The following is a 12440-nucleotide window of genomic DNA, read 5'->3' as shown; positions in this document are numbered from 1 at the left end:
TGGGTGGTGCAACTCAGGTCACTGAGGCGTGACGTTCTCCGCCTGCGGGCCCTTCGGACCCTGCGTCACGTCGAAGCTCACGAGCTGGTTCTCCTCCAGGGAGCGGAAGCCAGTCGCGTTGATCGCGGAGTAGTGGACGAAGACATCGGGACCGCCGCCGTCCTGGGCGATGAAGCCAAAGCCCTTTTCAGCGTTGAACCACTTCACGGTTCCGGTAGCCATAAGCCCTCCTTGGGCCTATAAGGGTCGCCCTGCTCCCAGAACCCCGCTAAGAAGTCTCTGAAAACGACGAGAGCCCGCGGTCACATGCTCCGCAGGCTCTGTACTGCAAGGGAAACCAAACTGCAACTTGCGGCGAGCGTAGCACGGTGTCCAGGTACCGGGGAAGGGCAGACGATCTCGCTTGTGCGCTGCCCCGTTTCCTCTCCCCGGCCTCTCACGGCCGGGCGGCGGCCGGGCCGCCGGACGCGCGGCGTACGCTCCGGGGTGTGACTGCGTTTCCGAGGCCTCCGAGATCCCGCCCTCGTGTCGGGCACATCCAGTTCCTCAACTGTCTGCCGCTCTACTGGGGCCTTGTTCACACCGGCTCCCTGCTCGATCTGGAGCTGACGCGGGACACCCCCGAAAAGCTGAGCGATCAGCTGGTGAAGGGGGACCTCGATATCGGCCCCATCACCCTCGTCGAATTCCTCAGGAATGCCGACGAGCTCGTGGCGCTGCCGGATATCGCGGTCGGCTGCGACGGCCCGGTCATGTCGTGCGAGATCGTCTCGCGCGTACCCCTTGATCAGCTGGACGGCGCCAAGGTCGCCCTGGGCTCCACGTCCCGTACGTCGGTGCGGCTGGCCCGGCTGCTGCTGTCGGAGCGCTTCGGAGTGCAGCCCGAGTACTTCACGTGCGAGCCCGACCTGGAGCAGATGATGCGCGAGGCCGACGCCGCGGTGGTGATCGGCGACGTCGGGCTGCGGGCCTATCTGCGCAACCTGCCCGACCCCGCGCTGGAGGTGCACGACCTGGGCCAGCTGTGGAAGGAGTGGACGGGGCTGCCGTTCGTCATGGCGGTCTGGGCGGTACGCCGGGACTATCTGGAGCGCCACCCCGAGACCGTCGCGGACGTCCACCGGGCCTTCCTCGCCTCGCGCGACCTCGCGCTGGAGGAGGTCGCCAAGGTCGCCGAGCACGCCTCGCACTGGGAGGTCTTCGAACCCCCGGTGCTGGAGCGCTACTTCACCACCCTGGACTTCCGGCTCGGCCGCCAGCAGCTCAAGGGCGTGGCCGAGTTCGTACGCCGCACCGCCGGTACGGGCGACTACCCCGCAGACGTGCGCGTGGAGTTGCTGCACGAACCCGCCTGACTCCCTGTCCGCGTGGGGTGTCCGCTCGGGCGCAACGCCTAAGCTGGGCACGGCAGTCCACACGTGGGGGGACATGGGGATGCAGCCGCTCGAACCCGACGATCCGCGCACGATCGGGCCCTACAGGCTCCTGCGCCGCATAGGCGTGGGCGGCATGGGCCGGGTCTACCTGGCCCGTTCGGCGAGCGGCCGCACGGTCGCGGTCAAGGTCGTGCACCCGCACTTCTGCACCGACGAGCAGTTCCGTGAGCGCTTCCGCCGCGAGGTGGCCTCGGCGCGACGCGTGGGGACGGCGCCGGAGGGGCCGCCCGGCGCGAGTGGATGGACGGCGCCCGTGCTCGACGCCGACCCCGACGCCCGTACGCCCTGGGTGGCGACCGGCTACGTCGCCGGTCCGTCACTCCAGCAGGCGGTCACCGAGCACGGGCCGCTGCCGGAGAATTCCGTACGGGTGCTGGGCGCCGGCCTCGCGGCGGCCCTGGGCCGTGTGCACGGGCTGGGGCTGGTGCACCGGGACGTCAAGCCGTCCAACGTGATGCTCACCCCGGACGGGCCCAGGCTGATCGACTTCGGCATCGCGCGGGCCACCGACGGGACCGCCTCGCTCACCTCCACCGGCGTCTCGATCGGGTCGCCCGGCTACATGTCGCCGGAGCAGGTGCTGGGCAAGGGCGTGAGCCACCCCTCCGACGTCTTCTCGCTCGGCGCGGTGCTGGCGTTCGCGGCGAGGGGCGAAGCCCCCTTCCCCGGGGACAGTTCGGCGGCGCTGCTCTACAAGGTCGTGCACGAGGAGCCCGAACTGGAGGGCATCGAGGGCGGGTTGAGGGAGCTGGTCGCGGCATGCCTCGCCAAGGACGCCGAACGGAGGCCCGATCCCGCCCAGCTCGCCGAGCAGTTGAAGGCGGCGGGCGCGGTGCAGGGGAGCTGGCTGCCCGGCCCGATCGTGGAGCAGGCCGGAAGACGGGCCGTGGAGCTGCTCGACCTGGAACCGGATGAGGGCCCGAGCGGCCCCGGCGGGCCGGAGTCGGGGCCGGTGCCGTTCACGACCTCCTCCCACGGGCCCCGGGAGGTGCACGGACCGCTCGGCGTCTTCGGGCCGCCGGACGCGCCGTTCAACGGGAACGGGTCCGCAGCGTCCGACTGGCCGGGCACGCCCGACCGGAGCGGATTCGCCGGCCAAGGCGGACTCGACGCGAAGAGCGGTCAGATCGTGCCGGGCGGCCAGGTCACACCGGACGGCCACGCCGGCACAGGCGGCAGGCCCGGCCTGGCGGTGACGGCCCGCGCCGAGCGCAGCAAGCGCCAGATCAGCTGCACGCTCGTCCTGACCGCCGCCTGCGTGCTCGCCGTCGGGCTGTTCAGCTCGTTCTTCTTCGACATCCTCCCCGGCTCCGGCGGCGACGCGGGAAACGACGCGGCGCAGCCGCCGGGCGCCTCGGCGAGCGCCGGTTCGTCCCCGCCCGGCGATCAGCCAGGCGGCGGCGGCAAGAACGGAGGCAAGGACGGCGGCGGCAAGGAGAAGAGCGACGTGCCGGACGGCTTCCTCGGCACCTGGAAGGGCGAGTTGGCCCTCGACGGCGGTACGCCCGCGGGCACGATGCGCATCACCTTCGAGCAGGGCGAGGTGGGGGAGGACGTCGGCTACGGGGGCGCCCGGCTGCTCGGCGTCTCCTGCGAGGGGGACTACACGCTCGACTCCGCCGCCCGCAGCACGCTGAAGATGACGTCGATCGCGCCCGAGGGCTCGCCCGCGTGCGCGGACGGCGAGCGCGTGCAGTTCACGCTCCGCGGCGACGGAACGCTCTCGTACTCCTCGCGCGGTGCGGGCTCCGGCGAGACCAAGGCCACGCTCCGCAAGGTGAAATAGGGCGCTGGCGTACGCTGGCGTGGTCAGGAAACACCCACCAGCCATCTTCGGAGGGACGCCCCGGTGCCCGAGACCGCCGACCGTCAGTCCGTACTCGACCGTGCAGCCCAGGGCGCCCGCATCACCCCCGAGGAAGCGCTCGACCTGTACCGCTCGGCCCCGCTGCACGCCCTCGGCGCGGCCGCCGACGCGGCACGGCGCAAGCGCTACGAGGGTACGGAGCACATCGCGACGTACATCATCGAGCGGAACATCAACTACACCAACTCCTGTGTCACCGCCTGCAAGTTCTGCGCCTTCTACGCCTCGCCCAAGAGCGAGGACGTCTGGACGCGGGACCTGGACGACATCCTGCGGCGCTGCGCGGAGACGGTGGAGCTCGGCGGCACCCAGATCATGTTCCAGGGCGGCCACCACCCGGACTACGGCGTGGAGTACTACGAGGAACACTTCGCGGCGATCAAGAAGCAGTTCCCGCAACTGGTGATCCACTCGCTCGGCGCCTCCGAGGTGGAGCACATGGCGCGGATCTCCGGCGTGACCCCCGAGGAGGCGATCCGCCGCATCCACGCGGCGGGCCTGGACTCCTTCGCGGGTGCGGGAGCGGAGCTGCTCCCGGCGCGTGCGCGCAAAGCCATCGCCCCGCTGAAGGAATCCGGCGAGCGCTGGCTGGAAATCATGGAGACGGCGCACGGCCTCGGCGTCGAGTCGACGTCCACGATGCTGATGGGCACGGGCGAGACCAACGCCGAGCGCATCGAGCACATCCGGATGATCCGGGACGTGCAGGACCGTACGGGCGGCTTCCGCGCCTTCATCCCGTACACCTACCAGCCCGAGAACAACCATCTGAAGGGCCAGACGCAGGCGACCCTATTCGAGTACCTGCGCATGATCGCCATCGCGCGGCTCTTCCTCGACAACGTCGCCCACATCCAGGGCTCCTGGCTGACGACCGGCAAGGAGGTCGGCCAGCTCTCCCTGCACTACGGCGCCGACGACCTCGGCTCGGTGATGCTGGAGGAGAACGTCGTCTCCTCGGCGGGCGCGAAGCACCGCTCCAACCGGCTGGAACTGCTCGAACTCATCCGCGCTGCCGGCCGCGTACCGGCTCAGCGGGCCACGACGTACGAGCACCTGGTCGTGCACGACGACCCGGCCGACGACCCCGCCGACGACCGTGTGGTCTCGCACTTCTCCTCCACGGCCATCGAGGGCGGCAGCGCGCACCCCGAACTCAACCTGATCGAGGCGAAGTAGCCCTGGCGGGCACCCGCCCGCTCTGACGCACGGATCCGTACGTCCGGAACACCCCGGCCCTGCCGGGGTGTTCCGCGTGCACGGGGCATGCCGCGGGTGTCCGGAGCCCCCCGGACCTGACGGCGGCACGGCTCGTGGGGCGAGTTGCGAGCCCCGACGCGGCGTCCCGGTGAGCGACCCGCCACAATGGGTCCGTGACCCGCGCATCCCTCGACAAGCAGCCGCACGAAGTAGCCGCGATGTTCGACGACGTCGCCGCGCGCTACGACATCACCAACGACGTGCTCTCCCTCGGGCAGGCGCGGCAGTGGCGGCGTGCCGTCGCCGATGCCGTCGACGCGCGCCCCGGTGAGCGTGTGCTGGACCTGGCCGCAGGTACGGGCACCTCGTCGCTGCCGTTCGTCACGGACGGCGCCTACACGGTGCCCTGCGACTTCAGCCTCGGCATGCTCTCGGAGGGCAAGCAGCGGCATCCCTGGATGCCCTTCACCGCCGGCGACGCGACCCGACTGCCGTTCCGCGACGGGGCGTTCGACGCCGTGACCATCTCCTTCGGACTGCGCAACGTCCAGGACACCGACGCGGCCCTCCGCGAGCTGCACCGCGTCACCGCGCCGGGCGGGCGGGTCCTCATCTGCGAGTTCAGCCACCCCACCTGGGCGCCGTTCCGCACCGTCTACAGCGAGTACCTGATGCGCGCGCTGCCGCCGGTCGCCAGGGCCGTCTCCTCCAGCCCCGACGCGTACGTCTATCTCGCCGAGTCCATCCGCGAATGGCCCGACCAGCCCGCCCTGGCCCGCCGTCTTCAGAAGGCCGGCTGGTCGAAGGTGGCCTGGCGGAACCTGACGGGCGGCGTGGTCGCCCTGCACCGCGGCGTACGGGCCTAGGCCCTGTCTGGCAAATCTCGCCTTGCTCGCGACGACTGGCACGCACATCGTCCCCCGCTTCGCGGGAGGTGCCCCCAGTTGTCGAATCGACCGAGTAGCCCACTACGAGGGCGATCCTCCGCCTTGCGGCTGCACGCACCATCCGCCGCGAGCAGCGCCTGCGGCGGACGGCGCCATTTGTCAGACAGGCCCTACGGCGCGTCGGCGAAGTCCCGCCTGGGGCGCGGGGCCCAGCACGGCGCCGCACTCCGGCCGCCTTCGGATCCGGGTGGACGCCGGGCGCAGCCAGGGGGCACGACCGGACGCTCAGTACGAGCCTTTTAGACTGCCATTGCCCACTACCCAGTCTTTGCGGGAGTCCTTGTGACCGAGACCGTCACCTCCGAGCGGACCGCCGACGTGATCGTTGTCGGTGCCGGCCCCGCAGGGGCCACCACCGCCTACCACCTCGCCCGAAGCGGCCTCGACGTGCTGCTGCTCGAGAAGACCGCCTTCCCGCGCGAAAAGGTGTGCGGCGACGGCCTCACCCCGCGCGCCACGAAGCAGCTTGTGGCGATGGGCATCGACATCTCCGAGGAGGCGGGCTGGCTGCGCAACAGGGGCCTGCGCATCATCGGCGGAGGCCGGCGCCTCCAGCTCGACTGGCCGGAGCTGGCCACCTACCCCGACTACGGACTCGTCCGCAGGCGTGACGACTTCGACGAGCAGCTGGCGCGTCAGGCCGAGAAGGCCGGCGCCCGGATGTACGAGCGCTGCAACGTCGGCGAGCCGATCCTGGACACCGCGGGCAACATCACCGGTGTGCACGCGAAGCTGGGCGAGGAGAAGACGCCCGTCACCTTCCACGCCCCGATCGTCGTCGCCGCCGACGGCAACTCCACACGGCTGTCGCTGAAGATGGGCCTGCACCGGCGTGAGGACCGTCCGATGGGCGTCGCGGTGCGCACGTACTTCACCTCGCCGCGCCACGACGACGACTACCTCGAGTCCTGGCTGGAGCTGTGGGACCGCCGCGGCTCGCAGGACCGGCTGCTGCCGGGCTACGGCTGGGTCTTCGGAATGGGCGACGGCACCAGCAACATCGGCCTCGGCGTCCTCAACACCTCCGACGACTTCAAGGAGTTGGACTGGCGCGAGGTCCTCAAGGCCTGGACGGCGTCCATGCCCGAGGAGTGGGGCTTCACCCCGGAGAACATGACCGGCCCCATCCGCGGCGCCGCCCTCCCCATGGCCTTCAACCGGCAGCCGCACTACACCCGCGGGCTGCTTCTCGTGGGCGACGCGGGCGGTCTGGTCAATCCGTTCAACGGCGAGGGCATCGCGTACGCCATGGAGTCGGGCGTGATCGCCGCCGAGACCATCGTGCAGGCCACCGCACGCGCCACCCCGGCGCAGCGCGAACTCGCCCTGCGCCGCTATCCGAAGGTCCTCAAGGAGACCTACGGCGGGTACTACACCCTGGGCCGTGCCTTCGTGAAGCTGATCGGCAACCCCAAGGTGATGAAGGTGGCGACCGAGCGCGGCCTGTCCCACCCGCTCCTGATGCGCTTCGCGCTGAAGATGCTGGCGAACCTCACGGACCCCTCGGGCGGCGACGCGATGGACCGCGTCATCAACGGGCTCAGCAAGGTCGCCCCGCGCGCGTAGCGGCTTGCCCGCGGGCCGCGCCGGCTGGAGGACGCGGCGCGGCCGTGCACGGCGGTACAGGACACGACGAAGGCCCCACCGGATGCCGGTGGGGCCTTCGTTCGCTGTACGGGCGTTGCTGGAGCGGGGCGGGTCGTGCGGGCGTCCTACAGGACGCGCACCGCGCCCGACGGCGGGTCGTAGTCCAGAGGCTTCTCGACGACGCCCGTCGAGGAGTTCTGCGCGCCGATGAACTTGCCGCCTCCGACGTAGACGCCGATGTGGTAGGCGCTGCCGCGGCCGCCCCAGTAGAGGAGGTCGCCTTCCTGCAGCGCGTCCATGGAGACGGGAGTGCCCTCGAGGGACTGGGTCTGGGAGGTGCGCGGAAGATTCACGCCGGCCTGCTTGAAGGCGGTCTGGGTCAGACCGGAGCAGTCGAAGGCCGAGGGTCCGCTGGCGCCCAGGACGTAGGACTTGCCCAACTGCGCCCTGAGGAAGCTGATGACGGAAGAGACGTTGCCGCTGCCCGTCGAGAGTTCGGTGCGGGCCGTGGTGCGGGAGGCCCGGCTCGCCTTCTCGCGCGCCTCGGCCTTGCGCTTGGCCGCGGCGTCAGCCTTCTTCTGTGCCGCGTCCTGAGCCTTGTCGGTGGCCTTGGCCTCTGCCTGGCGCACCTCGTACTGCAGTGCAGTGGTCTTGAGGGAGTCGGCCGCCCTGGCGGAGGAACCCGCCACCGAGTGACCGACCTTGGAGACCGAGCCCGTCTCGGCTGCGGCTTCCGACTTCGCCGAGGCCTGGTCGGCCAGGGACGAGGGCGGGGACATCGCCGTGGTGAAGGCGATGGCGCCGAGGACGCCGCCGGTCGCGCTCACTCGCAGCGTCCTGTTCACGCTGCTCTCGCGAGGCTTCCGGTGTCTGGGTACGTGAGTGTTCCGGGACATGGGGCATGGATAGCAGCCCTGCGATGATCCGTTCAAAATTCGTGCGATCCGCCACAAGTACCGGGTCAGCCCCCAGTTGGGGCCTTGTTGATCTTCCAATGTCTCGGTTCGATCACGGGCGCTGCCCAAGTACACCCCTGTGACCACGCAGTTGTCCGCATTGCGTGTATTGCTCGGCGCATATCACGCCGCTGAAAGCCGCGCAAAGTTGGCAGGGGCTGCCACGACCCATGGTGACGCAGGTCACACTCTGCGTGTCAACTCTGTTCATGAATGGGCAGTTGAAGCCTTGTCATCCCTTTTGTGGCGCCGGGGATGGATGTGTGAAGCGTAAAAGAAGTGATGGAGGGGCGGAGGTTTGTGCGGTTCTTCACGAACTGCGGGAGGGAGAAGTCCCGCTTCGGGGCTCCCGATCGCCTCGCGGGGGCCTTCACGGTCACCCGCCTGCGAGGTCTCGTTCCAGATGCATAAGGGTCTCGGTCGGATATCGGTCGTCCGTCGAGGGTGAAGTCGGCCCCGTGAAGGGTGATTTCGCCGGTGCGCTCCGGGGTCCGGCGAAGGCCTGGTCCGAAGCTCTGTGAGACCGCTTCCCGGCACCTCTCCTCAAGGCCTTTCCGGTGTCTCGCAATTGAAGATCAGCATGCCTCTGACGTGCTGTTTCACTGCCAGGTGGTGGAGATCACAAACTCCTTGGGGGACCCCGTGTCACAGATCACAGGGCCCGGGCATAAGATGCCTTCCGCAAGGGCTTGTGAACTGCCTCACATAGAAGTGATCTTCGTGGAGGCGGAACATGTGCCCGGCGGACAGCCGGCAGTCAGCGTCGACAGTCCCCCCTGGGCCCACCGGCCCGGGAGGTCCCCACGGTCGACTGGAAGGAGCGGGGAGCGGTGAACGCCTACACGCCAATCCTTGTACTGGGAGCAATCGCGGCAGGATTCGCGGTGTTCTCAGTCGTCATGGCATCGGTGATCGGCCCCAAGCGCTACAACCGGGCCAAGTTGGAGGCCTACGAGTGCGGCATCGAGCCCACTCCGCAGCCGGCGGGTGGCGGGCGTTTCCCGGTCAAGTACTACCTGACGGCGATGCTGTTCATCGTCTTCGACATCGAAATCGTCTTTCTGTACCCGTGGGCGGTCCACTTCGACTCCCTCGGAATCTTCGGCCTCGCCGAAATGCTGGTCTTCGTCGCCCTCATCGGAGTCGCCTACGCCTATGACTGGCGGCGCGGCGGCCTGGAATGGGATTAGGGGCAGGTACTCAATGGGAATCGAAGAGAAGCTGCCGAGCGGCTTCCTGCTGACCACCGTCGAGCAGGCCGCGGGGTGGGTGCGCAAGTCGTCCATGTTCCCGGCGACCTTCGGACTCGCCTGCTGCGCCATCGAGATGATGACGACCGGCGCCGGACGCTACGACCTCGCCCGCTTCGGCATGGAGGTCTTCCGCGGGTCCCCGCGGCAGGCGGACCTCATGATCGTGGCCGGGCGCGTCAGCCAGAAGATGGCCCCGGTGCTGCGGCAGGTCTACGACCAGATGCCCAACCCCAAGTGGGTCATCTCCATGGGCGTCTGCGCCTCGTCCGGCGGGATGTTCAACAACTACGCGATCGTGCAGGGCGTCGACCACATCGTGCCGGTCGACATCTACCTGCCCGGCTGCCCGCCGCGTCCCGAGATGCTTCTCGACGCGATCCTCAAGCTCCACCAGCACGTGCAGGGCGAGAAGATCGGCGTGAACCGCGAGAAGGCGGCCCGCGAGGCGGAGGAAGCGGCGCGCAAGGCGCTCCCGACGATCGAGATGAAGGGGCTCCTCCGGTGACTGAAGGAAACGGCAACGGCAACGGCGCCGTACCCGCACCCCGTCAGGACCCGGGCGAGGTCATCGGCGTACGCCGTGGCATGTTCGGCGCCGACAAGGGCGGCGACACCTCGGGTTACGGCGGTCTCGTCCGTACGGTCAGGCTGCCCGGCGCCAGCAGGCGTCCCTACGGCGGCTACTTCGACGAGGTCGCCGACGAGTTGGAGGGTGCGCTCGAGGAGCAGGGCCTGGTCCCGGGCGAGGTCATCGAGAAGACGGTCGTCGACCGGAACGAGGTGACCTTCCACGTCGCCCGCGAGCATCTGCTCCAGGTGACCCGGACCCTGCGGGACGACCCCGCGCTGCGCTTCGAGTTGTGCACCGGCGTGAGCGGCGTGCACTTCCCCGGTGACAAGGGCCGTGAGCTGCACGCCGTCTACCACCTGCGCTCGATCACCCACAACCGGGTGATCCGGCTGGAGGTCAGCGCCCCGGACAGCGATCCGCACGTCCCCTCGGTCGTCGAGGTCTACCCGACGAACGACTGGCACGAGCGCGAGACCTACGACTTCTTCGGTCTGATCTTCGACGGGCACCCCGCGCTGACGCGGATCATGATGCCCGACGACTGGCAGGGCTTCCCGCAGCGCAAGGACTACCCCCTCGGCGGCATCCCCGTCGAGTACAAGGGCGCCCAGATTCCGGCTCCCGATCAGCGGAGGTCGTACAGCTGATGAGCACACCCACCACCCACGCGACCGCGGGAATCCGCGAGACCACCGAGGGCACCGTCTACGACGTCACCGGCGGCGACTGGGACGAGATCGCCGCGGCGGCGGCCAGGAGCGACGACGAGCGGATCATCGTCAACATGGGCCCGCAGCACCCGTCGACGCACGGCGTGCTCCGGCTCATCCTGGAGATCGACGGGGAGACGGTCACGGAGGCCCGCTGCGGCATCGGCTACCTGCACACCGGCATCGAGAAGAACCTCGAGTACCGGACGTGGACGCAGGGCACGACGTTCGTGACGCGCATGGACTACCTCACGCCGTTCTTCAACGAGACGGCGTACTGCATGGCGGTCGAGAAGCTCCTCGGCATCGAGGGCGACATCCCGGACCGGGCCAACGTCATCCGCGTGCTGCTGATGGAGCTGAACCGGATCTCCTCCCACCTCGTGGCCATCGCCACGGGCGGCATGGAGCTCGGCGCCACCACCGTGATGATCTTCGGCTTCCGCGACCGTGAACTCGTTCTGGACCTCTACGAGTTGATCACCGGCCTGCGGATGAACCACGCCTACATCCGTCCCGGCGGCCTCTCGCAGGACCTCCCGCCCGGCACGGTCGACGCGCTGCGCGAGTTCCTGAAGAAGATGAAGAAGAACCTGCCGGAGTACGACGCGCTGTGCACCGGCAACCCCGTCTTCAAGGCCCGCCTGAAGGACATCGGCCACCTCGACCTGGCCGGCTGCATGGCCCTGGGCGCCACCGGCCCCATCCTGCGCTCGGCCGGGCTCCCGCACGACCTGCGCAAGTCGGACCCGTACTGCGGCTACGAGAACTACGACTTCGAGGTCCCGACCGTCGACACCTGCGACTCCTACGGGCGCTTCCTGCTCCGGCTCGAGGAGATGCGGCAGTCGCTGCGCATCATCGAGCAGTGCATCGACCGCCTGGAGCCGGGTCCGGTCATGGTCGGCGACAAGAAGATCGCCTGGCCCGCGCAGCTCGCGCTCGGCCCTGACGGTCTCGGCAACTCGCTGGACCACATCAAGAACATCATGGGCACCTCCATGGAGGCCCTGATCCACCACTTCAAGCTGGTCACCGAGGGCTTCCGGGTCCCGCCGGGGCAGACCTACGCGGCGGTGGAGTCCCCGAAGGGCGAGCTCGGCGTGCACGCCGTGAGCGACGGCGGCACCCGCCCGTACCGCGTGCACTTCCGCGACCCCTCCTTCACCAATCTCGAAGCCATGGCGGCGATGTGCGAAGGCGGCCAGGTCGCCGACGTGATCGTCGCCGTGGCCTCCATCGACCCCGTGATGGGAGGCGTCGACCGATGACCACCGCGCCCGGCAGCGCCCAGGAACAAGGCGCCGCTCCCCAGGCCCCGATGCTCGGCATCCCCGCGATGCCCGCGCCGGACTTTCCGGCCGAGGTACGTCAGCGGCTGGAGGCCGACGCGCGGCAGATCATCGCGCGCTACCCCGACAGCCGGTCCGCGCTCCTGCCGCTGCTGCACCTCATGCAGTCCGAGGAGGGGCACGTCACCCGCACCGGACAGCGCTTCTGCGCGGAGATGCTGGACTTGACCACGGCCGAGGTCAACGCCGTGGCGACCTTCTACTCCATGTACCGGCGCAAGCCCTCCGGCGACTACCAGGTCGGGGTCTGCACCAACACGCTGTGCGCGGTGATGGGCGGCGACGCCATCTTCGACGACCTCAAGCAGCACCTCGGCGTGGGCAACAACGAGACCACCGGGGACGGCAAGGTCACCCTCGAGCACATCGAGTGCAACGCGGCCTGCGACTACGCGCCCGTCGTGATGGTCAACTGGGAGTTCTTCGACAACCAGACGCCCGAGTCGGCCCGTCAGCTCGTCGACGACCTGATCGCCGGCCGCGAGGTCGCCCCGACGAGGGGCGCACCCCTGTGCACGTTCAAGGAGACGGCGCGCATCCTCGCGGGCTTCCCCGACGAGC

12 protein-coding genes are annotated in these 12440 nt (G+C 69.3%); 10 read left to right on the top strand and 2 right to left on the bottom strand.

Annotated features, from left to right (window positions below):
• Positions 1-18 precede the first annotated feature (18 nt).
• The gene (locus tag H5J26_RS07550) at positions 19-222 is read right to left on the bottom strand and encodes a cold-shock protein (protein ID WP_028432886.1); all 204 of its coding nucleotides are present in this window, start codon (positions 220-222) and stop codon (positions 19-21) included.
• Positions 223-488: 266 nt separating this feature from the next.
• Between H5J26_RS07550 and H5J26_RS07545 the strand changes: the two genes are divergently transcribed.
• From H5J26_RS07545 to H5J26_RS07525, 5 genes are all read left to right on the top strand, one after another.
• The gene (locus tag H5J26_RS07545) at positions 489-1355 is read left to right on the top strand and encodes a menaquinone biosynthetic enzyme MqnA/MqnD family protein (RefSeq protein WP_181764943.1); all 867 of its coding nucleotides are present in this window, start codon (positions 489-491) and stop codon (positions 1353-1355) included.
• A 79-nt stretch (positions 1356-1434) separates the two neighbouring features.
• Positions 1435-3222: a serine/threonine-protein kinase gene (locus tag H5J26_RS07540; protein ID WP_181764942.1), complete on the top strand. Its 1788-nt coding sequence runs from the start codon at positions 1435-1437 to the stop codon at positions 3220-3222.
• Between the two features lie 63 nt (positions 3223-3285).
• The gene (gene mqnC, locus H5J26_RS07535; protein WP_181764941.1) at positions 3286-4482 is read left to right on the top strand and encodes a cyclic dehypoxanthinyl futalosine synthase; all 1197 of its coding nucleotides are present in this window, start codon (positions 3286-3288) and stop codon (positions 4480-4482) included.
• 194 nt (positions 4483-4676) lie between these two features.
• Positions 4677-5369, top strand: a complete 693-nt coding sequence (locus H5J26_RS07530) for a demethylmenaquinone methyltransferase (RefSeq protein ID WP_181764940.1) — start codon at positions 4677-4679, stop codon at positions 5367-5369.
• A 363-nt stretch (positions 5370-5732) separates the two neighbouring features.
• Positions 5733-7016: a geranylgeranyl reductase family protein gene (locus H5J26_RS07525; RefSeq protein ID WP_181764939.1), complete on the top strand. Its 1284-nt coding sequence runs from the start codon at positions 5733-5735 to the stop codon at positions 7014-7016.
• Positions 7017-7162: 146 nt separating this feature from the next.
• On the opposite strand, the gene H5J26_RS07520 is transcribed toward H5J26_RS07525, so the two are convergent.
• Complete coding sequence (locus H5J26_RS07520) at positions 7163-7864, bottom strand: C40 family peptidase (protein ID WP_309237819.1); 702 nt, start codon at positions 7862-7864, stop codon at positions 7163-7165.
• A 959-nt stretch (positions 7865-8823) separates the two neighbouring features.
• Here H5J26_RS07520 and H5J26_RS07515 point away from each other — a divergent pair.
• The 5 genes from H5J26_RS07515 to nuoE all read left to right on the top strand — a co-directional run.
• Entirely contained in the window at positions 8824-9183 is a 360-nt protein-coding gene (locus H5J26_RS07515) for an NADH-quinone oxidoreductase subunit A (RefSeq protein WP_181764937.1), read from the top strand.
• Between the two features lie 13 nt (positions 9184-9196).
• Positions 9197-9751: a NuoB/complex I 20 kDa subunit family protein gene (locus H5J26_RS07510; RefSeq protein WP_181764936.1), complete on the top strand. Its 555-nt coding sequence runs from the start codon at positions 9197-9199 to the stop codon at positions 9749-9751.
• Positions 9748-10464, top strand: coding sequence for an NADH-quinone oxidoreductase subunit C (locus H5J26_RS07505; protein ID WP_181764935.1), 717 nt, complete (start codon positions 9748-9750; stop codon positions 10462-10464). Before H5J26_RS07510 ends, H5J26_RS07505 begins: the two co-directional genes overlap by 4 nt.
• Complete coding sequence (locus tag H5J26_RS07500) at positions 10464-11798, top strand: NADH-quinone oxidoreductase subunit D (protein ID WP_181764934.1); 1335 nt, start codon at positions 10464-10466, stop codon at positions 11796-11798. The genes H5J26_RS07505 and H5J26_RS07500 overlap by 1 nt, the downstream gene beginning before the upstream one ends.
• Positions 11799-11848: 50 nt before the next feature.
• Positions 11849-12440 (top strand): NADH-quinone oxidoreductase subunit NuoE (nuoE, locus tag H5J26_RS07495; RefSeq protein ID WP_419183766.1); only part of this gene is annotated, 592 nt, incomplete at its 3' end.

It is taken from the genome of Streptomyces albidus (ex Kaewkla and Franco 2022) (assembly GCF_013870515.1).
Classification (GTDB): Bacteria; Actinomycetota; Actinomycetes; order Streptomycetales; family Streptomycetaceae; genus Streptomyces; species Streptomyces albidus.
This window is presented reverse-complemented; position numbering and strand designations above follow the sequence as displayed.

Excerpts from the sequence above, each read along its gene's own strand:
- H5J26_RS07510 (WP_181764936.1), top strand. The coding sequence starts at position 9,197 with ATGGGAATCGAAGAGAAGCTGCCGAGCGGCTTCCTGCTGACCACCGTC.
- H5J26_RS07540 (WP_181764942.1), top strand. The coding sequence starts at position 1,435 with ATGCAGCCGCTCGAACCCGACGATCCGCGCACGATCGGGCCCTACAGG.
- H5J26_RS07500 (WP_181764934.1), top strand. The coding sequence starts at position 10,464 with ATGAGCACACCCACCACCCACGCGACCGCGGGAATCCGCGAGACCACC.
- H5J26_RS07550 (WP_028432886.1), bottom strand. The coding sequence starts at position 222 with ATGGCTACCGGAACCGTGAAGTGGTTCAACGCTGAAAAGGGCTTTGGC.